Genomic DNA, 24,649 nt, shown 5'->3' with positions numbered 1-24,649 from the left:
AGATGAAAGAAAAAATCAATCGCTTCATGCAAGGCAGATATGGAATAGACAATTATTCTAAGTTTTTAGTTGCAACAAGTTTGATATTGGTTTTATTGGCCAACATCACTTCATTTTCAGTTTTTACGTTTTTGGGCTTGGGCACGTTGATCTATGCTTATATACGAGTGCTGTCTAACAAACCAGCTAAACGATGGAGAGAAAATCAGCTTTATTTGCAACACAAAAGAAAAGTTTTAACTCGAATTAAAAAATTACCGAACGACGTAAAGCAAAAAAAACAGTACCGTTTTTATCGCTGCCCTTCGTGTAAACAAAAAGTACGTGTTCCTAGAGGCAAAAACAAAATCAGAATCACGTGCCCTTCATGTCGTACACAATTCGTGAAGAAAACATAAAACCGATACTACAAAAAGGCAGGAGAAAGTTGATGGATGATGCAGCAGTAGGATTATTGATGTTAGGAATATTAAGTGTTTCAGGATTGGCAATGATTATTATAGGTTACGCAATCAAAAAAAGAACTGAAAACAAACTGGATCGTTGCACTCGAAAAACAGAAGGCGAAGTAACGGGATTCGACGCTAGAGGCAATGGATTATATTTCCCTATTGTACGTTTTGAACACAAAGGCACCCCCTATAAAGCGCGTTTGATTTATCGAGCAATCGCGGTAAAGTCGAGTAATCTTTATGGGGAAACTGAAGTAACGGGAGATAAATTTGACCAAACGCTGCACGTAAAACGAAACAGCGTGATGTCTCGAAATCCCTTAGAATCTCTTTTCCCTATTGGTTCTTCCTTAGAGGTTTATTACAATGAGTTGAATCCAAAAGAAAACTATGTTCATCGCAAACCAAAAAGTCTTATGCCGATGATTTTAATGTTGTCGGGTGCGGGTTCTATTCTAGTAGGACTGATACTGTATGTTGTCTTTACTTCTATTGGATAATAAGACTAATCCAATTCATTGAAAAAATTCGATGCATGCTATATACTAATAGTAAGTGAAAAGTGCATTGTTACAAGAAAGCAAGGATGGAGTGAAATAGAATGGCAAAATATTCAGAAGAAGAATTGAAACAACGCTTGACTCCAGAACAATTTGAAGTCACTCAAAATGAAGGAACAGAAAGACCTTTTACAGGCGAATACGATGATTTTTATGAAGATGGAATTTATGTAGATGTAGTAAGTGGCGAACCACTATTCTCATCTAATGATAAATACGATGCGGGTTGTGGATGGCCTTCATTTACTAAACCAATTGAAACGAAAGATGTCATTGAAAAAATGGATACACGTTACGGCATGCGCAGAATCGAAGTGCGCAGCAAAGAAGCGGATTCTCATTTAGGACATGTATTTCCAGATGGACCAACAGAAGCTGGAGGATTACGTTACTGCATCAATTCAGCAGCTATGCGTTTCGTACCGGTTGAAAAACTAGAAGAAGAAGGCTATGCAGAATACCGTAAGCTATTTGCTTAACCTCGTCAAAAGTAGAAAAAGCTGTCTCTCTTATGAGACAGCTTTTTTTGTTCTATCGTAAATTATGCTGATACGGATATTACTGACAAGTTTTGGTTTATCTTATTAAAGGTGTATTGGTGATTTAAATCAGATTGTGCTAGAATAAAGGGAACAAGTGTGCTGTTTTTATCGAAAGAATGGATAGGAGAAATTAACTTATGTATGAATACATAAAAGGCATACTGACATATGTTAGTCCAGCCTATGTAGTAGTAGAAAATCAAGGGATGGGTTATCAAATCCATTCAGCAAATCCGTATCGCTTTTCCACTAAAATGAATGAAGAAGTGCTGATATACGTGTATCAAGCTGTTCGTGAGGATGATATCACGTTGTACGGCTTTAAAGATCTAAATGAAAAAAAGCTGTACCTAAAATTATTGAATGTATCTGGTATTGGTCCAAAGAGTGCATTGGCTATCTTAGCGAACGAAGACCATTCGGGATTGGTTCAAGCTATTGAACACAATGATGCCAACTATTTAACTAAATTCCCGGGAGTAGGCAAAAAAACGGCTTCTCAAATCGTATTGGATTTGAAAGGGAAATTAGGTGATCTGGATGTCGAATGGGCTCAAGGAACGGCTTTGACGTTTGATAGCGTAGAAGGAAATGTCCATATCACGGAAGCATTAGAAGCGTTAAAAGTTTTAGGGTATTCTGCTCGAGAGATCAAAAAAGTATCAGGAGAATTAGAAAAAATCCAGCATGATACAACAGATGCTTACTTGCGTGAAGCCTTAAAGTTAATGATGAAAAAATAAGTCTATAGAAAGAGGTGAGTGCATATGACTTATGAGGAACGGATTATTTCTGGTGATATTGAAGGTGTCCAAGAAGAAATGGTTGAGAAATCACTACGTCCCCAATACTTAAGACAATATATTGGACAGCATCTTGTCAAAAAAGAGTTGTCTATCTATATTGAAGCGGCTAAATTGAGAGAAGAAGCATTAGACCATGTATTGTTGTATGGACCACCAGGACTTGGTAAAACAACAATGGCGATGGTCATAGCCAATGAACTGGGCGTCAACATTCGAACGACCAGCGGACCTGCAATCGAAAAATCAGGAGATCTGGTAGCACTGTTGAATGACTTAGAAGCAGGAGATGTGTTGTTTATCGATGAAATCCACCGGTTGCCAAAAGTAGTAGAAGAAGTCTTGTATTCTGCAATGGAAGATTACTTTATCGATATTATTGTAGGAGAAGGGCCAACTGCTCATCCTGTTCATTTTCCATTACCGCCATTTACTTTGGTAGGAGCTACGACACGAGCAGGACAATTATCAGCACCCTTACGCGATCGATTCGGAATCGTCTCGCATATGGAATACTATTCGGTGAAAGATTTAACTGATATCGTTCTACGTTCGGCGGACATTTTTGAAACGCGCATTGAGGAAAGCGGCGCTGTAGAAATTGCCCGACGTTCCAGAGGGACCCCCCGTGTAGCTAACCGTTTGTTGAAACGCGTTCGTGACTATGCTCAAGTCCAAGCAGATGGCGTCGTCACAAAAGAAACTGCACATTCTGCTCTCAGCATGCTGCAAGTCGATGATAAAGGTTTAGACATCGTCGACCAAAAATTATTAAGAATGATGATCGAGAGTTACAACGGAGGCCCTGTAGGATTGTCAACGATTGCTGCAAATATCAGCGAAGAGATTGAAACAATCGAAGATATGGTCGAGCCGTTCTTATTGCAAAATGGGTTGATTCAGAGAACTCCGCGCGGTAGAATAGTCACTGCTGTAGGATACGAGCACTTAGGCTATCCTTTACCTGCCACAGAAAACTAGATTAGGAGAAATGAAGATGTTAACAACAGAAGATTTTGATTTTGATTTACCGGAAGAATTGATTGCACAAACGCCGTTAGCTGATCGTTCAAGCTCGAAATTATTGGTGCTGGACAAAGAAACCGGAAAGATGAAAGATACTCATTTTACTTCTATCATAGATGAGTTGAACCCAGGGGACGCTCTTGTCATGAATGATACAAGAGTGCTTCCTGCACGTTTATACGGAGTCAAACCGGATACTGGCGGACATTTAGAAGTGTTATTATTGAAAAATATCGAAGGAGATCAATGGGAAACATTGATCAAATCTGCTAAAAAAGCTAAAAAAGGGACAATCATCCATTTCGGAGACGGCCGACTGAAAGCAGAAGTAAAAGAAGAATTAGAACATGGAGGTCGAATCGTAGAATTTTCTTACGAAGGGATTTTCTTGGAAGTGTTGGAATCTTTGGGTGAAATGCCTTTACCGCCGTACATTAAAGAAAAACTGGAAGATAAAGAACGCTATCAAACGGTTTATGCAAAAGAAAATGGTTCTGCAGCTGCACCAACCGCAGGATTGCATTTCACTCCTGAGTTGTTGGAACAAATCAAAGCTAAAGGTGTAGAATTGGTCTTCTTGACATTGCACGTTGGACTAGGCACTTTTAGACCAGTCAGCGTAGACAATATTGAAGAACATAAAATGCATGCAGAGTTTTATCGTTTAACCCAAGAAGCAGCAGACAAATTAAATCAAGTACGAGCTAATGGAGGCAGAATCGTAGCTGTTGGGACTACTTCTATTCGAACACTCGAAACGATCGGTACGAAATTTGATGGAGAAATCAAAGCAGACAGTGGTTGGACTGATATTTTTATTGCCCCGGGTTATCAATTTAAAGTAGTAGAAGCTTTCTCTACCAACTTCCATTTGCCTAAATCAACATTAGTGATGTTAGTTAGTGCTTTTGCTGGAAGAGATCATGTCCTTTCTGCCTATGAGCATGCGGTTAATGAAAAATACCGTTTCTTCAGCTTTGGAGATGCTATGTTCGTGAAATAAAACAAAAATAGAAGTTGGCTGATGATGCGGCCAACTTCTATTGGTTTACAGAGGAATTAGGAAGATAGAGGGTGTTGAATCAAGTTTTAAATACTCATGTTAAACATTGGTTCGGTTAATCTAAAAGTTTTTCGGTTCATGCACTTTGCTCATTGTAGAAATTTTTTTAAACACCTTCATAATCTGTGTTCCAAAACTGGTATTCGAATCGATCTTTTCTTGAATCTGAAAATCAGTTGTTCAAAAAGAATGTTCCAAAAGCTGTTAAACTAAACATCTAACTCTATCTTCCATGTTGCATTCCTCTTCCCACTTATAGAATAACACAACTTGAAAGCGTTTGCTAGTTAAATATCTCGCTTATTAACAAATTTTGACATTTTTTTAGACAGTAAAAAATGAAAAATACCAAATGTACTTTAGTTAAAAATCAAAGTATGATAATATATAGCATTGAGTCAGCATTTTACATGAAGATAAGCTGATAAGATATGGAGGCTTTTGAAGTGAAAGAACTACATCCCATCGATATTAATAAATTAACTAAAACTCAACAAAAAATCGTTGATGCAGCATTGGATTTAATATCGCATGTTGGCTATAAAAGCACGACCACCAAAAAAATTGCAGATCAGGCTGGAGTAAATGAAACGACGATTTTCAAAAACTTCACCTCAAAGCAACTATTGATCGATACAGCGTATAAACAACATACCGCTCAAATTACAAATGAAGTAGATGAGTTTTTCAGTCTCGATTTTGACAACACAGAAGATTTAATGAGAAAAGCAGGACGCTTTATTGTCGAAATGTACAATCGTCATCGTACGATCGTTATCGGAACAGTCAAAGAAGTCGGTAATGAAAATATGAAATCTATTTCTAATTATAAAGAAGATTATGTCAAAAACTCATTATGCAAGAAATTAAAATCTTTTTCTTCAGAACACAATATCAGTGAACAGGAATACGAGACCATTGTGTACATTTTCAATGCAGCGACCTTAACTTTATTGATGGATAATGTCAGAAAAGAATATATGGAACACACCAACGAAAGCAATGTAGGTTTAGACGATATTATTGAAATGATGCTAAAAATGCTTTCGTAATAAAGGTAGATATGAGAGAAAGTAGGAAAATTAAAAATGTCAGAACCAGCTATCAAATATCGATTGATTAAAAAAGATAAACGTACAGGAGCTCGTTTAGGAGAGATCATTACTCCGCATGGAACGTTCCCAACACCTATGTTCATGCCTGTAGGAACATTAGCAACTGTAAAAAGTATCGCCCCTGAAGAGTTGGAAGAAATGGGTGCGTCTATTATCTTAAGCAACACGTATCACTTATGGTTACGACCAGGAGAAGATATCGTTGAAGAAGCAGGCGGATTACACAAATTCATGAATTGGGATAAAGGAATCTTAACGGATTCAGGCGGATTCCAAGTGTTTTCATTATCGGATATGAGACGTATTGAAGAAGAAGGTGTTCATTTCAGAAACCATTTAAACGGTTCAAAAATGTTCTTATCTCCAGAAAAAGCGATTAATATCCAAAATAAATTAGGACCAGATATTATGATGAGTTTTGATGAGTGTCCGCCATTTGACGAAAGTTACGACTACGTAAAAAAATCTGTAGCTCGTACTTCAAGATGGGCAGAACGTGGATTAAAAGCACATGCTAATCCTGACAGACAAGGACTATTCGGTATCATCCAAGGTGCAGGATTCAAAGATCTAAGAGAGCAAAGTGCCCGCGATTTAGTGGCAATGGATTTCCCGGGATATTCTATTGGAGGTCTTTCAGTTGGGGAACCTAAAGCAGAAATGAATCGTGTTCTAGAGTTCACAACGCCGTTGATCCCAGAAAACAAACCTCGTTATCTAATGGGAGTAGGAACGCCGGATTCATTTTTCGATGGCGTCATCAATGGAGTAGACATGTTTGACTGTGTGCTGCCGACTCGTATTGCACGTAACGGTACTTGTATGACCCATAAAGGACGACTAGTCGTTAAGAATGCTAAGTATGAACGAGACTTTGGACCGATTGATGATCAATGTAATTGCTATACTTGTCGTAATTATTCAAGAGCGTACATTCGTCATTTATTCAAATCGGATGAAACATTCGGATTGCGTCTAACAAGCTACCACAACTTATATTTCTTACTGGAAGTCATGCGCAATATCCGTCAAGCGATCCTTGATGATAACCTGTTAGAATACAGAGAAGCATTTATGGAAGAGTATGGATACAACAAACCAGATGCAAAAAACTTTTAAAAGGTGTAGTATTACTCGCTGATTTTATGGTACAGTTAGTAGTGAAAAATAAGGTGAAATCTATTTTATCAATGTTTAGGAGTGAAACGAATGGAATTTATTTTTAGTTTGCTTCCTTTTGCGTTAATCATGTTATTGATGTACTTCATGATGATCCGCCCACAAAAAAAGGCACAAGAAAAAACACAAAGCATGCTGAGTTCTTTGAAAAAAGGAGACGCAGTTGTGACTATCGGCGGTTTGCATGGACTCATCGATGAAGTAAGAGAAGCTGAAAAAACAGTTGTTATTGACTGTGAAGGCATTTTCTTGACTTTTGAAAGACGCGCTATCGCTCGTGTAGTGACTTCTGCAACGACAGATGCCGTAGATGTTTTAGGAGACAACACTCCTACAAATACAGATTCAAACGAAATGTAATACTGATTTATTACAGACTAATTTGATACACGATATATCAAGATCAGGAAAGGTATAATGCCTTTCCTTTTCTTTTTCGTATCTACGTCTCATTTTTTGATATAGATTGATTTTATGGCAAAAAAAAGTAAAATAAATTATAGAAGAATCACAAAAAAATAGTCCTTAGAAGTGTAGAAATGAGGTGTAGAATGATAATGATGGATACTGAAAGTCAGTTTTCTCAGTATGAACCGTGGTTAAAATTAAAAGCAAAAGAATTGGACTACTTAGGTTACCCAGAAATCAAGGTTGAAGATTTATGGAACTACTTAGTAAAATTTTGCTGGAAAAGAAAGCAGCCAGAGCATTATCATGCTTGTGTACAGCAGATCATGGCTATCCAGCCCAATCATTATTTAGATTTTGCATCTCTGGAAGCACAAGTAAAAGTGTCTTCTTTAGAAGAAATGGATTTAAATGCTTTCTTTTAAAACATAACCAGGTCCGATCAAAAATGGTCGGATTTTTTGTTATCTAATTGCTTCAATGGAACGAATTACGTAGGAAGGAGTATTGAAGGATGGACATAGGGATCTTGCATTTTGATGAACCTCAGCGCGATACATCAAGAAAAATCATTCACATAGATATGGACGCCTTCTATGCTTCTGTGGAAGAACGAGAAAATCCCAGATTGAAAGGGCAACCAGTTATCATTGCACGACATCCAAAAGAAACTGGCGGTAAAGGGGTAGTGGCTACTGCCAATTATGAAGCTCGTAAATATGGTGTGCATTCTGCAATGAGTTCCCAAAAGGCTTATGAGCTTTGTCCCAATGGAATATTCATACCTGGGAATTTCGATCTCTATCGAGAAATATCTGCTCAAGTGCGAGAAATATTTAAGCGGTATACGGATATGATTGAACCTTTGTCTCTTGATGAAGCTTATTTGGATGTGACACAAAACAAAATAGATATGAAAAGCGCTACTTTATTAGCCAAAAGAATCCAGTACGAAGTTTGGAATGAAGTTCATTTAACTTGTTCAGCTGGTGTTTCATACAATAAATTCATTGCCAAATTAGCTTCAGATTACCAAAAACCTTCTGGTACTACGGTTATTCCGCCGGATGAGGCATTAGATTTTTTAAAAAATCTTCCAATAGAGAAGTTTTATGGAGTAGGGAAAAAAACCGTTGAACGAATGCATGAATTAAAGATTTTTACTGGAGAAGATTTGTATCAGTTAGACCAGATGGCGTTGATCCATTATTTTGGAAGAATGGGGTATTCGTTGTATCGAAAAGTTCGCGGTATCGATGATGCTCCTGTACGAGTTAGTCGAGAAAGAAAATCAATTGGCAGAGAGTATACGTACAATCAAGTGCTGCGAACAGACGAGGAAGTCATTGCTGAATTGAGAAGACTGTCTACGAAAGTCTATGAATCTCTCGTCAGTCATCAAAAGCACGGCAAAACAGTCGTATTAAAAATACGTTATGCAGATTTTGAAACGATTACGAAACGAATGACATTGCCGAATTATCTAATGAACGAAAAAGATATATTCTTTTACGCCGAAAGTATGTGGTATGAGATTGGGAAAATTGAAAATGAAGTACGTTTGCTGGGAGTGACCATCACCAATCTAGACCCTATTACTTTCGAAAATATTGTATTGCCATTATGGGAACAAGAGAATGATTCTAAAAGACCTTGAGACAAAGGATGACAAAAGAAGAATGAACTTTTTCTTCTTGACTGTGATCCCTTATCAAGGTTTTTTTTGTTTGTATTCTTCTAAAGACCTTTCTAGTTTTTACTACCATTGAATGGTATAATAAAAAAAATGATACAGTTAGTTGAAATCTGTACTACTAAGGAGAGGGAATTGATGAAGTTATCTTGGCATGGGCAATCTTGTATAAAGATAGTAACTGACTCAGGGCACTACATTCTTATTGACCCTTTTATAACTGGAAATAATATGAGCGACTTAGATCCAAATACAGTCGAAGCAGACGTTATCATTCTGACTCATGCACACGAAGATCACATTGGAGATACGGAACCGATTGCTCAAAGAACAGGTGCATTGATCGTATCAACCGTAGAAATCGCCGCTTTTTTTGAGGCAAAGGGATTGAAGACGCACGGGATGCAAATGGGCGGCAAGCATTTGTTTGAGTTTGGTGAAGTCAAGCTCACCCAAGCCATTCATGGTTCTTCTTATGAGATCGATGGAAAACCGTTTACCTTAGGTTTAGCAGCTGGAGTGTTGTTTACGGCAGATGGACAGACCATTTACCATGCAGGCGACACAGCATTGTTTAGCGACATGAAATTGATCGGTGCATATAAAAAAATTAATGTAGCATTTTTACCAATCGGAGACAATTTTACAATGGGGCCTGAAGATGCTGCAATAGCGGCACAATTTGTACAGGCAGAAAAAGTTGTTCCGATCCACTACAATACTTTCCCATTAATTGAACAAGACGGAAAAGGGTTTTGCGACAGTCTTCCAGAGGAACAAGGGTTGTATTTGGAAGTGGGACAAGAATTCGAACTCACATAAATCAGATTAGACATAAATAGGGGTTATCAAATGGCGACGAAGCACAATCAAATATTAAATCATATTGAAAATCTGCCTGTAGGGGCAAAAATATCGGTGCGTTCTATAGCTAAGCACTTAGGCGTCAGTGAAGGAACGGCATATAGAGCAATTAAAGATGCAGAAAATGAAGGGATGGTTTCTACTATCCAACGTGTAGGAACTATTCGTATCGAACGGAAAACAACGGACAGTATTGAAATCTTAACGTATGGAGAAACGGTCAATATCATTGAAGGTTCCGTACTAGGCGGAGAAGCAGGATTAGATAATCCATTAAGAAAATTTATTATTGGAGCCATGGAAGAAGAGGCTATGATTCGATACATTACTCCAGGTTCATTAATGATTGTAGGGAACCGGGAGAACGCGCAGCAATTGGCGTTGAAGCATGGAGCGGCCGTGTTGATAACGGGAGGTTTTGATGCCTCTCCGGAAGTCATCAGATTGGCTAACAGAATGAATCTGCCCGTTATTGGAACGAGTTATGATTCTTTTACAGTAGCTACTATGATCAATCGTGCTATGGCGGACCAACTCATCAAAAAAGAAGTTATGTTGATCGAAGACATCTTCATCCCATTGTCTGAAACCATCTACTTAACAATGGAAGACACGATCAAAGAATACCGAGATTTAAACAAACAAAGCCAGCATTCACGTTTTCCTGTTGTGAATAAAAATATGCGGGTTATTGGAATCGTTACGGCTAAAGATGTGATCGGTAAATCCGACACCGTTAAAGTTGAGCGTGTAATGACCAAAAATCCGGCCTCAGTCAAAACCCATATGAGTGTAGCCAGTGTAGCCCATTTAATGATCTGGGACGAATTAGAAGTGATGCCTGTGGTGCAAGATGATTTGACGTTGATCGGGATCATTTCAAGGCAAGATGTAATGAAAGCTATGCAAACTACTCAACGTCAACCGCAGATGGGCGCGACGATTTCGGATCAAATTGTTGAACAAGTCGAGAAAGTTGCAGAATTAGAATCTACAGACGATTCGCAAGAAAACGAGCTGTCTAAATACAGTTTCAGAGTCACTCCTCAAATGACAGATCCAGTAGGGAATTTGTCTATCGGAGTATTGAGCGAAACGATTTCTTATGTAGCTACGTTAAGCTTAGAAAGCATTAAAAAAAGAAATGCCGTAATTGAACAATTTAATTTGTTTTCCATCAAAATGATTCAAATGGGCAGCGAATTGATCATTAAACCGAAGCTGTTCGAAGTCGGTCGACGATCATCAAAATTAGATGTAGAAGTTTATCACGAGAATATTCTTGTGGCTAAAGCTGTTGTCGTATGCCAGATTATGCAACGCACTTAAAAGAGAAAATACTGTCTGGTGACTGTTCAGCAGACAAAGGAGAGAAAAAATGTCTAAATCAATTTATGCTCAGATTTTTGAAATGATCAAACAATACCAAACGATTATCATACACAGACACATGAGACCAGATCCGGATGCGATCGGTTCTCAAGCAGGATTAGCAGAATTGCTGAAAGCTTCTTTTCCAGAAAAGAAAATCCTGACAGCAGGAGAAACTGTTGGAGATCTTGGGTTTTTGGCTGAAATGGATAAAGTAGAGGATGCAGATTATTCTGGGGCATTAGTGATCGTAACAGATACGGCTAATACTCCGCGTATCAGCGACAAAAGATACTCATTGGGAGATGCCCTGATCAAGATAGATCATCATCCTAATGATGATTCGTACGGGGATATTGTATGTGTCAATACCGAAGCAAGCAGCTGCAGTGAAATCATTGCAGATTTTTACCTGAGCCATGAAAGTCAGTTGACCCTATCAAACGAGGCTGCACGATTGCTTTATGCAGGTATCATCGGAGATACTGGGCGATTTTTATACCCTTCAACGACACCAAAAACCATGCGTATAGCAGCTGCTTTAATGGAATATGACTTTGTACCAAATGAAATCAGCAACCAGTTGAACACGATGCCAAGAAAAGTAGCCCACTTGTCCGGATATGTATTGCAAAACTTGGAAATCAGTTCTACCGGGGTAGGTAAAGTCGTTTTAACAACGGACTTAATGAATGAATTTGGTGTGACCGATACAGAAACGGCTCAGATAGTTTCTTTGCCGGGTACGATAGATGAAGTGTTAGTTTGGGGGATTTTTGTAGAACAATCAGAAGGTTATTTTAGATGCCGACTACGTTCAAAAGGTCCGGTTATCAATGAAGTGGCTAAGCGTCATAATGGTGGAGGGCATCCTTTAGCCAGTGGAGCGAATGCCAAAGATTTGAATGAAGTAAATCAAATCCTCTCAGAATTTGAGGACTTAGCAAAAGACTGGGAAAAATAAAATAGTATAGGTACGGAACAAGTCAAGTTGTGGTAGAAAGAAGAGGAGAGGGGATCATCTGCCTCTTTTTTCTTTGTAACAGAAAGGTTTTGATTTTCTTAATTTTTTTGTCATAAATTAGTCAAGAGATTGAGATTGGTGGCATAACAGCAGGTTTATCTTCCTAGTACTGCATGGGCAGGCTCTATTAAATATAAAACCTCATTACTTAATGCACACCTCCTACTTGAGGAGGATGTTTTTTAAATTTGTTTTTGGTAAACTATTTTTGACTCATGGGAAACGAGCAGGCTAAAAGCGGATAGGAAATGAATAATAAGGAATGAATGAGATGGAAGAAAAATTAAAAATTTACTTAACTAAATTTTGGAAATGGATATCCCCTTATTTGATTCAACTTAAGAATCATTTTATTCGCATATGGAGAAAATTTCATATTGGGAAAATATTGATTTTATTGGGACTGATCATTTCTTTATTTGCAACGATTTCGTTATATATCTATGCAAAAGTAGAAGACGTGGAAGATTTAAAAGCAGGGATTGAACAAGTTACGACCGTTTATGATCGCAATGAAGAAGAAGCGGGGACTTTGTATTCTCAAAGAGGGTCTTATGTCTCTATCAAAGAGATGTCTCCTGAATTGATCAACGCTGTAATAGCAACAGAAGATACCCGTTTTTATAAGCACAAAGGATTTGACATCATTGGGATCGGTCGAGCGGCTGTCCAGTATGTGTTGAAAGGCGGTCAAATCAGCGGTGGGGGAAGTACAATCACGCAGCAATTGGCAAAAAATAGTTTTTTGACGTTAGATCAAACTTTGATCCGGAAGTTGAAAGAATTATTTTTGTCGATTGAGATTGAAAAAGAATACACCAAAGATGAGATTTTAGAAATGTATTTCAATAAATCTTATTTCGGAAACGGGGTTTGGGGCGTTGAAGATGCGGCTCATAAATACTTCGGCAAGTCTGCTGCTGAATTGAATTTGGCAGAATCGGCTACATTGGTAGGGATGCTGAAAGGACCTTCGAATTACAACCCGATCGATGACATGGAGAAAGCAATAGGCCGAAGAAACATTGTGTTAGATTTGATGGTAAATAATGAAACGATCACTCGAGATACTGCAGTTGCGGTCCAGCAAGAAAATTTAACCTTGGTCGACAATTACCAAGAATCAAATGGGTACAAATACCCGTATTATTTTGATGCTGTGATCAGTGAAGCAATAAAACATGGATTTACGGAAGAAGAAATATTAGGTGGCGGATATAAAATTTATACGTCATTAGATCAAACGTACCAACAAGAAATGGATCAAGTTTATGAAAAAGATGGGTATTTCGAAGATGCAAGTGACGGAACGTTATTGCAAAGTGCTTCAATTATGCTGGATTCTAAAACAGGCGGAGTCTTGGCCGTTATAGGCGGAAGAGGAGAGCATTCGTTTAGAGGTTATAATCGTGCTACTCAATCTACATTGCAGCCTGGATCAGTCTTAAAACCCTTGTCTATATACACACCGGCTTTAGAGAAAAATTACGACTTGGATTCTATTCTTCCAGATGAAGAAGGACTGAAATTCGGAGAAGACAATTATTCGGTTTCAAATGCAACCAACCAGTATTTAGGAGAAGTTCCTCTTTACAAAGCGGTAGCCGATAGTTTGAATGTTCCAGCAGTATGGTTGTTGAATGAGATTGGTTTGAACGCAGGAATCAAGAGTTTATCTAAATTTGGAATCAAAGTGACTAATGAAGAAGACAAAAATTTATCCGCTATTGCATTAGGCGGAATGGATAAGGGCGTTTCGCCATTAGATATTGCCAGCGCCTATACCGGATTAGCCAATGGTGGGATCCGTAGTAAAGGGTATTTCATCACAAAAATCGTTGATTCTACAGGAGCTGTAGTGGTGGACAACGAGAAGCCAAAACAAAATAGAGCAACCTCTCCAGAAGTGGCTGAAAAAATGACCAGTTTATTGATTGGCGTATTTACAAACGGTACTGGAGAGCGCAATAAACCAGCTGGCTATACGATAGCTGGTAAAACGGGAAGTACTCAGTTGACGTTTGAGAATGAATACAATGGAACTAAAGATCAGTGGACAGTAGGTTATACTCCGGACATCGTATTGACGACATGGATGGGCTTTGATCATACGGATGAAGAACACCACATGACGACCAGCAGTGCTGCTTTAGGTGTAGGTCCGTTGTTCAAAGCGCAAATGGAACAGCTGCTGCCTCAGACACCTCTAACAGCGTTTGAAACGAAGAGTGCTGAAACACTTGTAGCAGAAGAAAATCCGCAAGAGGATTGGAAAGAAGACATCAAAGAATCAGTTGATAACTTGAAAGAAAAAATCAACGATGGGGTTTCTACTCTAAAAGAAAAAACATCCGGTTGGTTGAATGGTGTCTTTGGGAATTAAACTCTTTTGAAGTATTAACTTTTTATGTGAAATAACCTCTATTTCTAGTGCAATGACTGTTGAAATGTTATAGTTAGTGAGATGTAACGGTTCACAATATTTTATCAGGAGAGTGATTGACTATTATGAGTACAAATGTTTATGATACAGCCAACCAATTAGAGAGAGAATTAAGAGAATCTGAAAACTATGTGCAATTGCAAAATGCATTATCAGCAATTAAATCAGATGCTGAAGCAAGCAGCGTTTTCCAAGAAGTTCAAGGCATCCAAATGAAATTGCAACAAAAACAACAAAGCGGTCTAGAAATCACTGAAGAAGATATCCAAGAAGCACAAACGATTTCTGAAAAAGCTGGCGAAAATGAAAAGGTTCAAAACTTGATGCAAGCTGAGCAACAAATCAGTTCTATGATTGATGATCTGAACCGCATCATTATGCAACCAATCCAAGATCTATACCAAGGTCAAGCTGAATAAGACCGATTTGGATTATAACTGTCCATTCAGTAAAAAGCTGTCTCTTATGAGACAGCTTTTTTTGCAGATTATTTTTCACTAAAAAGAACATATGTGCGCATCTTTTCTGTATAATAGATGTATATAAAAAAAGAAAGAGGTAAAGTAAATGGTGCGATTTATTCATGCAGCCGATTTGCATTTAGACAGTCCTTTTAAAGGAATCAAAAGCTTGCCTGCGTTTATCTGGGAAGCGATCTACCAATCAACTTTTCAAGCTTTGACTCGTTTAGTGGATTTGGCTATCAAAGAACAAGTAGACTTTATTTGCTTAGCCGGAGATATCTATGATGGCGAAGATCGCAGTGTAAAAGCTCAAGCTTATTTAAAAAAAGAAATGACACGTTTAAAAGAAGCGCATATACCTGTCTACTTAATCCACGGAAATCACGATTATATGGAGCAGCAAGGATTACACTTGGATATGCCAAGTAACGTGATGATTTTTAAAGAAACAGTCGAAACACTGTATCACGAAACGGATCAGCAAGAACGAATTGCATTGTCGGGATTCAGTTACAACAAACGATGGATAACAGAAAAGAGAATCGCTGATTATCCAGCAAGACGACCTGATGTAGATTACCACATCGGTCTGTTGCACGGTTATCAAGAAGGAAATTCCTCTGAACATGATCGTTATGCGCCATTTCATTTGAGTGAATTAAAGAGTAAACAATACGATTATTGGGCATTAGGACACATTCATAAACGACAGGTCTTGTCTGAGCGCCCTTTAATCGTTTACTCAGGAAACACGCAAGGAAGAAACCGGACAGAAAGTGGTCCTAAAGGGTGTTATATAGTTACACTGGAAAACCGCACTGAGGATACACAGTTTCATTCTTTAGCGCCGATTGAATGGGAAACGGTTGAAGTTACGCTAAAAGGCAAACAGACACTGCAAGAAGTCTATCACGTGCTGAATGAAGTCATTTCTCAGTACCAGCAATCTACCCATAGTACTCTGTTGACGATTGAATTGACGGATACAGAAAGTTTGATGGAAGGAGTCTTACGGAAACTTCATCAAGGAGACTTGCTGGAAGGACTGCAAGAAATAACTCATTCAACACCGTTTGTTTTTGTCCATCAGCTATCGATTCAACGAAAAAAAGAAGCGAATCTGCCTTCTTTGATTCAGCTGTTTCCTGAAGAATGGCATCAAACCATCATGGAGCTCCAAGAAGATGAACTGTTTAATGAAGTGACACAGAGCTTTTTCGATAGTCAAAGAGTTGAGGGAGTTCTGCGACCACGAAATGAAACCTACCGCAAGAAAATCGTTCAATTAGCTGAACAAGAGATACGTCAGCAATTGGGTGGTCCTGAAGGAAGTGATTTAAATGAAGATTAAAGAGATAGAAATATATGGTTATGGAAAATGGGTCGACAAATCATTCACCGATATCGGTTCGCTGCAAATTTACTACGGGAAAAACGAAGCAGGAAAAACAACGTTGATGTCATTTGTCCACAGTGTTTTATTTGGTTTTCCGACGAAACAAAGTTCTGAATTACGCTATGAGCCAAAAGAGAGCACACGATATGGAGGACGTTTGACCGTAACAGATACCCCCTATGGAGATGCAGTGATAGAACGAGTAAAAGGAAAAGCCAATGGAGATGTGACCGTTACGTTGAGCAGCGGGGTCGTAGGCTCAGATGAATTATTGGAAACCATTTTATATGGGATAGATAAAAAGACCTATCAAACCTTATTTTCTTTTGATTTGGACGGGTTGCAGCACATGCAAAAAATGAATCAAAAGAAATTGAACCGCTATTTTTTGAGTATCGGTACCTTAGGTAATGAGCAGTTGCTGCGTGTAGCCGATAAATTTGAAAAAAAAGCCAACGAATTGTATAAGCCGACAGGACGCAAACCCAAAATTAACCAAAAGATTCGACAAGTTGAAGCCAAACGAAAGCAAGTGCAAGCAGCTAAAGAAAAGAATCAGCAATATATGGAGTTTTATCAGCTTAAATCTGAATTAGAGGAAAAAATTCAACAAAGTAAAGATAAGCGGGATGAGCTGCAAGAAAAAATCCAAGACTATCAACGACTAAATGCGAATTGGAATCATTATGCAGAAATGCAGTCTATCCAGCAACAGATGACTAAAGAGAAATTGACGGAGTTGCCTGAAGAAGGGTTGTACCAACTCAATAATTTGCAAGAGCGTATTGGAGAAATCAAAGAGAAAATCACTGACATTCACGAGGAATTGCTGACGATTCAAAAGAAACAAGAACCTTCTAGAAAGTTGCGGTTCTATTTCAACAACGAGACCACAGTAGAAGAATTACTAGCAGAATTAAATGATATCCAACAACAGGCTATCGAACAAGAACAACTGCAGGTAGAAGTTCACCAACTGGAGCAGCAACTCATCCAGAAAAAATTTGATTTAGGTCTAGCTCCGGATAGTTCGATTCCTGAACCCTTGTCGGATCAGGTAAAACAGCGATTCTACGAATTGGAAGAGTTGATGAAAAGAGTTGAACAAGAACAAGCAGAGGCAAAAGAAAAAGAACAATATTTAAACTACCAAAACCAAAGTTTATTTCAGCAGTTGGATTCACTTGAGCAACGATTGTGGAGCCAAGAAAAGTTTCAAGATGCTGAAAAAGAATATAAAAAAAGAAATGTCGAAGAAACAGCATATACTACTAGCAGAGCGACATCGAACCAAGCTCTTAGCACTAAGAGCAAAAGTCCTGTTTTCCTGATATTAGGAGTTTTAGCTGTAGCAATCGGGTTGCTTATCCATAATATGATGGGATACGGGCTGATTGGCATAGGAATTTTATCGATAGTATGGGGATTGAAAAGAAAATCACCGACAGCTGTTGAATCATCGGTAACTCCATCTAAAACAGCAGATGACGAATTTTCCGCTAGTTCTTATGAAGAGTTTATCCAACAAAAGGAGCTCAAGAAACAATGGCGAGAAAAATTAGCTGAAAATGATCAAGTTACTTATGATCTCAATCAGATCAGAGAATTGATCGTTCGATTAGAACATGAATCGAACGAGCTGCAGAAAGAAGAGAACGGATTAAGAACTGAATATGGGTATCCTGCCTCTTTTTCTGTTGTTGGCAGCGGAATGGATGCAGATCCGTTTCAGTTTATAAGAGAGTTGAATGCGGATATTCGCTCGAAAGAAAAACGAATAGCGGAGTTGGAACAATTTATCGGATATTGGAGCGAAAAAGCGAGTCTGTTAGAGGCTGTCGTTTTCCTAGACTGGAATTCGTTACCCAGCATCATAAATGGGTTGGTAAATTATAAAGAAGAGGTAGCCAACGAGAGAATCCAGCGCAATCAGTTGCTCCAGTCAGAAAAGGAAGTTCACAACCGGTTGCAGCATTGGGATAAACAACAAAAAGAATTGGAGACACAGCGGATGGAACTGTTCCGTTCCATCCAAGTGAAAGATGAAGATGAATTCCGGAAAAAATACATCCTATTCCAAAATTTGACGGATAAAAAAGACCGGTTGAGTGTCCTTGAAACTCAATTGATTGATGATTTGAATTTGTACAATCAATTCAAAGATCAAGCAGAATTGACAGAAAGCATCCAGAAACATTCTCTTGCGATTGAAAATAGGAAACAAACCGAAGAAGAGATGCTGAATGAAAAAATCAATTATGAATTGTCTATGCAACGTCTTGAAGAAGGTGGAGAGTATTCTGTCTTGCTTCAAGAGATGAGTATTTTAGAAAATGAACTGCAAATGATTGTAGATGAATGGTCAAGTTATAAAGTTGCGTCTACCATGATTGAGAGAACATTGAATCTGGCTAAAAAAGATAGATTCCCTCAAACCATTATAGACACTGCAGCATTTTTCGCCTTATTAACCAGAGGAAATTACCAAAATGTTTATGTAGAAGAAGAACGACTTCTCGTACAACGTAAAGATGGGGCGTTGTTCGATGCAGCAGAGTTGTCTAAAGGGACTGCTGAACAATTATATGTTGCCTTACGTTTCGCCTTTGTGAAAAACACTAGTGATTTGGTCAAGCTTCCTTTGTTGATTGATGACGGCTTTGTCAATTTTGATTCTCAGAGAAAAAATGAAATGTTCGAACTGATGAATCAAATGAGTCAAACGACTCAAATCTTATATTTTACCTTTGATGAGACTATAGATCAAAGTTATCCACAAGAAACGATAGAAATGCTATAATGAAAGTGTTGAGTCGATGAATGGAAATTAGACGAGAAGAATGAGCTGAAAATGAAATAGTATTTAGAGGAGGGGCACGATGTCAGAAAAAAATTTATATGAATACAATGTTGATGATTCATTTGAGATATTTTTATTGGTCAAATCAGCTGAAGTACGAGTAGCGAAAAATGGGAAAAAGTTTATTGCCTTTACGTTCCAAGATAAAAGTGGACAAATGGACGGCAAATTTTGGGATGCTTCTTCAGAAGATATTGAGAAGTATGTCGCAGGTGCTATTGTTAAAGTGTCAGGAAAAAGAGAACTTTATCAAGGAAATCCGCAAATCAGAATTTTTAAATTGCGTTTAGCTTCATCTGGAGAGCCGGACAAAGCAGAGCAGTTTATTGAAAAAGCACCTATCAAGAAAGAAGACATGGTAGAAGAATTGAACCAAACATTATTCGAGATCACCAATGCTCATTGGAATCGAATCGTGCGTCACTTGCTGACGAAGTACCAAAAAGAATACTTTGAAGCTCCAGCAGCTAAAAGATTTCATCATGCATTCCATGGGGGGTTGGCTTTTCATACTTTGTCTATGCTGAGATTGGCAAAAACAGTAGCCAATCAATATGAGAACATCAATAAATCTCTATTGTATGCCGGAGTCATTATCCACGACTTAGGAAAAGTATTGGAATTGACGGGCCCTGTGTCTACAGAATACACCCTAGAAGGAAACTTGATTGGACATATTGTGCTGGTAGATGAAGAAATTTCTAAAGCTTGTGCGACGTTGAAAATCGATGAGCGTATCGAAGACGTGTTGTTGTTGAAACATATGGTTCTAGCACATCATGGGAAAATGGAATTCGGGTCGCCGGTTCAGCCAAAATTGAGAGAAGCTGAAATCCTTTATCATTTGGATCATTTAGACGCTACAATCAACATGCTGGATAACGCACTGAGTCGTACGGAACCGGGCAGCTTTACGGAGCGCATTTTCGGCTTAGACAACCGGTCGTTTTACAACCCTTCTCAAACAGAACCCATCGTAAATGAATAAAACGAAAAAAGGAGCTGGGAAATAATTCCCAGTTCCTTCTTCTTTTACGAATATTGCTTTCGTAAACGCGCTCAAAAAGGCAGCCCCGACATCCACTTCACGAATAATGTTCGAATGGTCTACGACCATCCTGTGCTTATTCGCTCCGGTGATTCGGGGCTAAACGCCTTTTTTCATGCTCTCTTTTTGATAGATTAAATTATTCTTCGCTAGACTCAGCAGGTTCACTAGATTCTTCAGCAGGTGCTTCAGTTGATTCACCAGATTCGCCAGATTCACCTTGAGCATCTTCAGGCAATAAGAAAGTATCCATTGTTCCTTTTAAGTCTTCATCATTGATTTGAATATTTGCATCTTGAAGAATAGTAGAAAGAATAGAGAATACATATTCGTCATTTGCTAATTTTTCATTGATGATATTTTCTTTTAGGACATCAGTTTCTTCTTCTAATGATCCTTTTTCAGGTTTTTCATCCATTTTAATTACGTGGAAACCATTTTCCGTTTGAACAGGTTCTTGAGTAATTTCGCCTTCTTCTAAAGCAAAAGCAGCTTCTTCGAATTCAGCAACCATTTGTCCAGTAGTGAAAGTCATTTGACCGCCATTTTCAGCTGAACCTGGATCAATTGAATTTTCTTGAGCTAGAGTAGCAAAATCAGCCCCATCGTTTAATTGCTCAATCAATGATTTAGCTTGATCTTCTTCAGCTACTAAGATATGAGAAGCAGTAACTGGTGGAACATAAGCTTCATATGCAGTTTTTAATTCTTCATCCTCAATTTTAGTATTGTCTTTAACAGCTTCTTCAACTAACAAGCTGTAACGGATCAAATCTTTGTATGAATCTGCTGTGTAACCAGAAGAACTCAATACGTATTCAAATGTTTCGGCGCCGCCGTATGCTTCAGCCTCTTCTTCAAAAGCAGTATCTACCGCTTTATCATCAACAGTTTCTCCATAAGATTCTGTTAATACATCGTTAATGATCATTTGTTGAAGGGTAGCTGCTCCTTGAGTTTCTTTCATTTCTTCGTATAGTTCATCTTTTGAAATTTTTCCTGCTGTAGAAGAAGCCACTGTATCATCAGCGCAACCAGCTAATGCTAGACCTGTTAAAATAGCTGTCGCTGTCAATAACATTTTTTTCATTTAAACACATCCGTTTCATTATTTTCGTCGTTAATCAAATTAACAACCTCGCTTACTAATATAACACAATCGATTTGATAAAAAAATCTCAACTCACAAGTTTTCGTTTAAAATCAATGAAAAATCACAAAAAACTCATACTCTTTCATTAAAAAGTCTTTTTTCAAAAACTTTGGGTACTTGTACATAAAAAAAGAATGAGACCAGAAAATAGATCTCATTCTTTCAATCTATAGTTATCTTGTTTAACTGGCAGAGCTTTTTTGATCTGCTGAGGAAGAAAACTGTTCTGTAACGTCTTGAACGTCTTCATTTAACTTGTTGGCTTGCTCTTGGATTCTACGTAATCTTGGTTCTGCTTCGTAAGAAAATTCTTGTACGGTTTCATTCATTTCTTTAGAAAAATCCGTTGCAAGAGATTTACCTTCATTTGTTAATTCTGAGATAGCACTTTTTAAATCTTTTACTTTATCTGTGACATCCTGTACAAGAACAGTAGTATCGTCTAAGTAGCTTTTCATTGCTTCTCTATTTTCTGTTCCTTTACGAGGTGTTTTCATTAAGCCGTAAGCACCGCCTACTAATGCTCCAAATAACATACCGCTTCCTAATCCTAATTTCATCTTTATTCCTCCATTCTGGTTTGAATCGCATTTTTAATAGTGTCTAATTCCTCAGGAGAGTGTTTTTGAGAATTGTCTCCGAACTCAACACTGAAAGTATCTGTTTCAGTGTATCGAGGGATTAAATGGATATGGCTGTGAAAAACAGATTGATACGCTAACTCACCGTTATTGTTCAGGATATTCATCCCTTTAATTGATGGATCTGAATCTCTAAGACCTCTAGCAATTTTAGGAATGCGAGAGAATGTCTGTGCTGCTAATTCTTCATCGTATTCATAAATATCGGCTACATGTTTTTTGGGAACGACTAAAGTATGCCCTTTAGTCACTTGAGTGAGGTCCAAGAAAGCGACAACTTCATCATCTTCATATACTTTTCTACTAGGTATTTCATTCTTGATAATCTTGCAAAAAATACAATCTTCCATTCAAATCCTTCTTTCCAACATCAGTATTTATAACATCTGGAATGTCAATTTCGTATAAGTCAAATGTATCATAAAAGCGATTTAATGTGAAATAAGAGGAGTGTCTTATGGTACAATAAATAAAATAATACAGCACAGGAGGCACCTGCATGAGTTTAGAAGTCACAAACGTAACTGGAGGGTACAACCAGTTTCCGGTATTAAAAGATGTATCATTTGAAATTGGCAACGGTCAATTGATTGGGTTAATTGGACTGAATGGGGCCGGTAAAAGTACTACTTTAAAACACATTATCGGTTTAATGGATCCTTTCAAAGGAGAGATCAAGATAGACCAGCTGACCATTAAAGAAAGTGCTTCTGATTATCGAAAAAAATTCGGTTATGTCCCAGAAACACCCGCCTTATATGAAGAATTGACTTTAAAAGAACATATTGAAGTGACGGCTATGGCTTATGATCTTCCAATGGAAGAAGCGATGAAGCGAGCAGACTACTTATTAAAAACGTTTCGTTTAGAAAAGAAACTGGACTGGTTTCCTGCGAACTTTTCTAAAGGAATGAAGCAGAAAGTAATGATCGTTTGTGCTTTCTTGGTAGAACCTAGTTTGTATATTATTGACGAGCCTTTTTTAGGTCTTGATCCGTTAGCGATCCACGCCTTATTGGAATTGATGCAAGAAAAGAAAGAAGCCGGGGCATCTATCTTAATGTCCACCCATATCTTAGCGACTGCTGAACGTTACTGTGATGGATTCATTATTCTCCATGAAGGAAAAGTACGAGCGGCTGGATCATTAGAAGATTTGAGACAAACATTTGAAATGCCTGAAGCAAACTTAGACGAGATTTATATTGAATTGACTAAAGAGGAAGGTCGTTTAGTATGAGTATCATCGATATATGGAAACGCCGAGTAACAGAACACCAAAAAAAGATGATGAAATATTTAAAATACGTGCTAAATGATCATTTTGTGATTGTTTGCTTATTCTTATTAGGAGCTCTTGGATATGCTTATTCTGAAATGCTGAAAAGTGTCTCCACCGATTTTGCTTATGGAAAAGTTTTGGCATGGATCGTTTTTTCGATCCTAATCTTTATCGGAAACTTAGCCACGCTTATTCAACCGGCAGACAGTGTGTTTTTATTGCAAAAAGAGGCCGAAATGGAAGGGTATTTTAAAAAAGCAAAAAGCTACAGCTTGATTCTGCCGTTGATTGTTATCGGGTTTATTTCAGCAGCGGTCATGCCATTATTAGTAGCGACCAGTTCGTTTGCTTTCTCCGATTGGATCGTATTTTTTGCTTCTATGGTCCTTATAAAAGAAGTCGAATTAGATGCTCAAATAGTCAAAATCAAACAAGTAGAAAAAAAAGAGCGGAATCTAACGACATTGATTGTAGGAATCTTATCCATTGTCAGCAGTTTTTTAGGGCTGTATGTCCACCCATTCGTTGGATTAGCAGGCGCTCTTATGAGCAGTGTGCTGTGGCATGGAAGAATCAATCGCTGGTTAAGAGTTTCTAGATACCAATGGGAGTTTTTGGTTCAAAAAGAATCGACTCGTTTAAAAAATATCTATCAGTTCATCAATTTGTTTACAGATATCCCTGCATTGAGAGGGACGGTCAAACGCAGAGCCTATTTGGACAACATCATGGGTCGAATGGAATTAAAACAAGACAACACGTATCTCTATTTATTCTCTAAAGCTTTATTGAGAGGGACAGAATACAGCGGTTTAGTCATTCGCCTAAGCTTGATCGGATTGGGAGTAGTGGCTTTAATAACGTATCCCATATTAGTGATTGTCATGAGTTTATTGTTTCTTTATCTGACAGGGTTTCAGTTGATTCCGTTGTATTACCATTACGATGATCATTTACTTTCTGTATTGTATCCCGTTGAAAAGAAACAGAAATTGAAAGCCATGCAGAAGATTTTGTTCACACTGTTAGTTGCTCAAAGCGGTTTATTTTTTATCGCTACTAGTCTGACCATGCCATTTCTCACTAGTTTAAGTGTATTTGGACTGAATAGTTTATTCAGTATCTTATTTAGTCAAGTCTATTTCCCGGCTCGAATAAAAAAGTTGTTGAATAATGAAAGAAATCTAGTCTGACTCGTTAAAAAAATAATGCATTCGTAAATAAAATTTGATAGTATAAAAAGGAAATAAATTTTCAGGGAG

The 24,649-nt window shown here is 37.9% G+C and carries 24 protein-coding genes; 21 read left to right on the top strand and 3 right to left on the bottom strand.

The annotated features are described in order from the left end of the window. Positions 1 to 2: 2 nt before the first annotated feature. From BM137_RS03515 to BM137_RS03425, 19 genes are all read left to right on the top strand, one after another. Positions 3 to 398 carry a zinc ribbon domain-containing protein gene (locus tag BM137_RS03515; RefSeq protein WP_092479776.1) on the top strand — a complete coding sequence of 132 codons (396 nt, stop codon included), beginning with the start codon at positions 3 to 5 and terminating at the stop codon, positions 396 to 398. Positions 399 to 430: 32 nt separating this feature from the next. After that, the gene (locus tag BM137_RS03510; protein WP_177192485.1) at positions 431 to 952 is read left to right on the top strand and encodes a DUF3592 domain-containing protein; all 522 of its coding nucleotides are present in this window, start codon (positions 431 to 433) and stop codon (positions 950 to 952) included. Positions 953 to 1,053: 101 nt separating this feature from the next. After that, on the top strand, positions 1,054 to 1,491 hold the full coding sequence (msrB, locus tag BM137_RS03505) for a peptide-methionine (R)-S-oxide reductase MsrB (RefSeq protein ID WP_092479774.1): 438 nt from the start codon (positions 1,054 to 1,056) through the stop codon (positions 1,489 to 1,491). Positions 1,492 to 1,691: 200 nt separating this feature from the next. After that, entirely contained in the window at positions 1,692 to 2,297 is a 606-nt protein-coding gene (ruvA, locus tag BM137_RS03500) for a Holliday junction branch migration protein RuvA (RefSeq protein ID WP_092479773.1), read from the top strand. Between the two features lie 24 nt (positions 2,298 to 2,321). Then, entirely contained in the window at positions 2,322 to 3,338 is a 1,017-nt protein-coding gene (ruvB, locus tag BM137_RS03495) for a Holliday junction branch migration DNA helicase RuvB (RefSeq protein ID WP_092479772.1), read from the top strand. A gap of 16 nt (positions 3,339 to 3,354) precedes the next feature. Beyond that, a complete protein-coding gene (queA, locus tag BM137_RS03490) occupies positions 3,355 to 4,386 on the top strand; it encodes a tRNA preQ1(34) S-adenosylmethionine ribosyltransferase-isomerase QueA (protein WP_092479771.1) in 1,032 nt (343 codons plus the stop codon). A gap of 506 nt (positions 4,387 to 4,892) precedes the next feature. Beyond that, a complete protein-coding gene (locus BM137_RS03485; RefSeq protein ID WP_244887637.1) occupies positions 4,893 to 5,498 on the top strand; it encodes a TetR/AcrR family transcriptional regulator in 606 nt (201 codons plus the stop codon). Positions 5,499 to 5,534: 36 nt separating this feature from the next. Continuing rightward, the gene (gene tgt, locus BM137_RS03480) at positions 5,535 to 6,680 is read left to right on the top strand and encodes a tRNA guanosine(34) transglycosylase Tgt (RefSeq protein WP_092479769.1); all 1,146 of its coding nucleotides are present in this window, start codon (positions 5,535 to 5,537) and stop codon (positions 6,678 to 6,680) included. A gap of 90 nt (positions 6,681 to 6,770) precedes the next feature. Continuing rightward, positions 6,771 to 7,100, top strand: coding sequence for a preprotein translocase subunit YajC (gene yajC / locus BM137_RS03475; protein ID WP_092479768.1), 330 nt, complete (start codon positions 6,771 to 6,773; stop codon positions 7,098 to 7,100). 197 nt (positions 7,101 to 7,297) lie between these two features. Continuing rightward, positions 7,298 to 7,573 (top strand): post-transcriptional regulator, encoded by a 276-nt coding sequence (locus tag BM137_RS03470; RefSeq protein WP_092479899.1) that lies wholly within the window; start codon positions 7,298 to 7,300, stop codon positions 7,571 to 7,573. Between the two features lie 89 nt (positions 7,574 to 7,662). After that, positions 7,663 to 8,805, top strand: coding sequence for a DNA polymerase IV (gene dinB / locus BM137_RS03465; RefSeq protein ID WP_092479767.1), 1,143 nt, complete (start codon positions 7,663 to 7,665; stop codon positions 8,803 to 8,805). Between the two features lie 174 nt (positions 8,806 to 8,979). After that, positions 8,980 to 9,663 (top strand): metal-dependent hydrolase, encoded by a 684-nt coding sequence (locus BM137_RS03460; protein ID WP_092479766.1) that lies wholly within the window; start codon positions 8,980 to 8,982, stop codon positions 9,661 to 9,663. Between the two features lie 30 nt (positions 9,664 to 9,693). After that, positions 9,694 to 11,034 (top strand): DRTGG domain-containing protein, encoded by a 1,341-nt coding sequence (locus tag BM137_RS03455; protein ID WP_092479765.1) that lies wholly within the window; start codon positions 9,694 to 9,696, stop codon positions 11,032 to 11,034. A gap of 49 nt (positions 11,035 to 11,083) precedes the next feature. Beyond that, entirely contained in the window at positions 11,084 to 12,040 is a 957-nt protein-coding gene (locus BM137_RS03450) for a DHH family phosphoesterase (RefSeq protein ID WP_092479764.1), read from the top strand. A gap of 322 nt (positions 12,041 to 12,362) precedes the next feature. Then, complete coding sequence (locus BM137_RS03445) at positions 12,363 to 14,483, top strand: transglycosylase domain-containing protein (protein WP_092479763.1); 2,121 nt, start codon at positions 12,363 to 12,365, stop codon at positions 14,481 to 14,483. Between the two features lie 125 nt (positions 14,484 to 14,608). After that, positions 14,609 to 14,962 (top strand): YlbF/YmcA family competence regulator, encoded by a 354-nt coding sequence (locus tag BM137_RS03440; RefSeq protein WP_092479762.1) that lies wholly within the window; start codon positions 14,609 to 14,611, stop codon positions 14,960 to 14,962. Between the two features lie 148 nt (positions 14,963 to 15,110). Continuing rightward, positions 15,111 to 16,358: a metallophosphoesterase family protein gene (locus tag BM137_RS03435; protein WP_092479761.1), complete on the top strand. Its 1,248-nt coding sequence runs from the start codon at positions 15,111 to 15,113 to the stop codon at positions 16,356 to 16,358. After that, on the top strand, positions 16,348 to 19,203 hold the full coding sequence (locus BM137_RS03430) for an ATP-binding protein (RefSeq protein ID WP_092479760.1): 2,856 nt from the start codon (positions 16,348 to 16,350) through the stop codon (positions 19,201 to 19,203). The genes BM137_RS03435 and BM137_RS03430 overlap by 11 nt, the downstream gene beginning before the upstream one ends. Before the next feature lie 79 nt (positions 19,204 to 19,282). Further along, positions 19,283 to 20,251 (top strand): 3'-5' exoribonuclease YhaM family protein, encoded by a 969-nt coding sequence (locus tag BM137_RS03425; protein WP_092479759.1) that lies wholly within the window; start codon positions 19,283 to 19,285, stop codon positions 20,249 to 20,251. Between the two features lie 199 nt (positions 20,252 to 20,450). Here the strand turns inward: BM137_RS03425 and BM137_RS03420 are convergent, their stop codons facing one another. The 3 genes from BM137_RS03420 to BM137_RS03410 all read right to left on the bottom strand — a co-directional run bounded on the left by BM137_RS03420 (position 20,451) and on the right by BM137_RS03410 (position 22,455). Beyond that, complete coding sequence (locus tag BM137_RS03420) at positions 20,451 to 21,401, bottom strand: peptidylprolyl isomerase (RefSeq protein WP_092479758.1); 951 nt, start codon at positions 21,399 to 21,401, stop codon at positions 20,451 to 20,453. A gap of 245 nt (positions 21,402 to 21,646) precedes the next feature. Continuing rightward, on the bottom strand, positions 21,647 to 22,024 hold the full coding sequence (locus tag BM137_RS03415) for a YtxH domain-containing protein (RefSeq protein ID WP_092479757.1): 378 nt from the start codon (positions 22,022 to 22,024) through the stop codon (positions 21,647 to 21,649). Positions 22,025 to 22,026: 2 nt separating this feature from the next. After that, positions 22,027 to 22,455, bottom strand: a complete 429-nt coding sequence (locus BM137_RS03410; protein ID WP_092479756.1) for an HIT family protein — start codon at positions 22,453 to 22,455, stop codon at positions 22,027 to 22,029. A 149-nt stretch (positions 22,456 to 22,604) separates the two neighbouring features. Between BM137_RS03410 and BM137_RS03405 the strand changes: the two genes are divergently transcribed. Both BM137_RS03405 and BM137_RS03400 read left to right on the top strand, forming a co-directional pair. After that, complete coding sequence (locus BM137_RS03405) at positions 22,605 to 23,345, top strand: ABC transporter ATP-binding protein (RefSeq protein WP_092479755.1); 741 nt, start codon at positions 22,605 to 22,607, stop codon at positions 23,343 to 23,345. Further along, a complete protein-coding gene (locus BM137_RS03400; protein WP_092479754.1) occupies positions 23,342 to 24,580 on the top strand; it encodes an ABC transporter permease in 1,239 nt (412 codons plus the stop codon). The genes BM137_RS03405 and BM137_RS03400 overlap by 4 nt, the downstream gene beginning before the upstream one ends. The last annotated feature ends 69 nt before the right edge of the window (positions 24,581 to 24,649 follow it).

This window comes from Desemzia incerta (assembly GCF_900115825.1).
Lineage (GTDB): Bacteria > Bacillota > Bacilli > Lactobacillales > Carnobacteriaceae > Desemzia > Desemzia incerta.
This window is presented reverse-complemented; position numbering and strand designations above follow the sequence as displayed.

Bases quoted from the DNA above. Each gene is read 5' to 3' on its own strand.
- BM137_RS03435 (WP_092479761.1), top strand. From the start codon at position 15,111: ATGGTGCGATTTATTCATGCAGCCGATTTGCATTTAGACAGTCCTTTT.
- dinB (WP_092479767.1), top strand. From the start codon at position 7,663: ATGGACATAGGGATCTTGCATTTTGATGAACCTCAGCGCGATACATCA.
- yajC (WP_092479768.1), top strand. From the start codon at position 6,771: ATGGAATTTATTTTTAGTTTGCTTCCTTTTGCGTTAATCATGTTATTG.
- BM137_RS03450 (WP_092479764.1), top strand. From the start codon at position 11,084: ATGTCTAAATCAATTTATGCTCAGATTTTTGAAATGATCAAACAATAC.
- ruvB (WP_092479772.1), top strand. From the start codon at position 2,322: ATGACTTATGAGGAACGGATTATTTCTGGTGATATTGAAGGTGTCCAA.
- BM137_RS03455 (WP_092479765.1), top strand. From the start codon at position 9,694: ATGGCGACGAAGCACAATCAAATATTAAATCATATTGAAAATCTGCCT.
- BM137_RS03515 (WP_092479776.1), top strand. From the start codon at position 3: ATGAAAGAAAAAATCAATCGCTTCATGCAAGGCAGATATGGAATAGAC.
- BM137_RS03415 (WP_092479757.1), bottom strand. From the start codon at position 22,024: ATGAAATTAGGATTAGGAAGCGGTATGTTATTTGGAGCATTAGTAGGC.
- BM137_RS03445 (WP_092479763.1), top strand. From the start codon at position 12,363: ATGAATGAGATGGAAGAAAAATTAAAAATTTACTTAACTAAATTTTGG.
- tgt (WP_092479769.1), top strand. From the start codon at position 5,535: ATGTCAGAACCAGCTATCAAATATCGATTGATTAAAAAAGATAAACGT.
- BM137_RS03470 (WP_092479899.1), top strand. From the start codon at position 7,298: ATGATGGATACTGAAAGTCAGTTTTCTCAGTATGAACCGTGGTTAAAA.
- BM137_RS03440 (WP_092479762.1), top strand. From the start codon at position 14,609: ATGAGTACAAATGTTTATGATACAGCCAACCAATTAGAGAGAGAATTA.
- BM137_RS03405 (WP_092479755.1), top strand. From the start codon at position 22,605: ATGAGTTTAGAAGTCACAAACGTAACTGGAGGGTACAACCAGTTTCCG.
- BM137_RS03400 (WP_092479754.1), top strand. From the start codon at position 23,342: ATGAGTATCATCGATATATGGAAACGCCGAGTAACAGAACACCAAAAA.
- BM137_RS03460 (WP_092479766.1), top strand. From the start codon at position 8,980: ATGAAGTTATCTTGGCATGGGCAATCTTGTATAAAGATAGTAACTGAC.
- BM137_RS03420 (WP_092479758.1), bottom strand. From the start codon at position 21,401: ATGAAAAAAATGTTATTGACAGCGACAGCTATTTTAACAGGTCTAGCA.
- ruvA (WP_092479773.1), top strand. From the start codon at position 1,692: ATGTATGAATACATAAAAGGCATACTGACATATGTTAGTCCAGCCTAT.
- BM137_RS03430 (WP_092479760.1), top strand. From the start codon at position 16,348: ATGAAGATTAAAGAGATAGAAATATATGGTTATGGAAAATGGGTCGAC.
- BM137_RS03510 (WP_177192485.1), top strand. From the start codon at position 431: ATGGATGATGCAGCAGTAGGATTATTGATGTTAGGAATATTAAGTGTT.
- BM137_RS03425 (WP_092479759.1), top strand. From the start codon at position 19,283: ATGTCAGAAAAAAATTTATATGAATACAATGTTGATGATTCATTTGAG.
- queA (WP_092479771.1), top strand. From the start codon at position 3,355: ATGTTAACAACAGAAGATTTTGATTTTGATTTACCGGAAGAATTGATT.
- BM137_RS03410 (WP_092479756.1), bottom strand. From the start codon at position 22,455: ATGGAAGATTGTATTTTTTGCAAGATTATCAAGAATGAAATACCTAGT.
- msrB (WP_092479774.1), top strand. From the start codon at position 1,054: ATGGCAAAATATTCAGAAGAAGAATTGAAACAACGCTTGACTCCAGAA.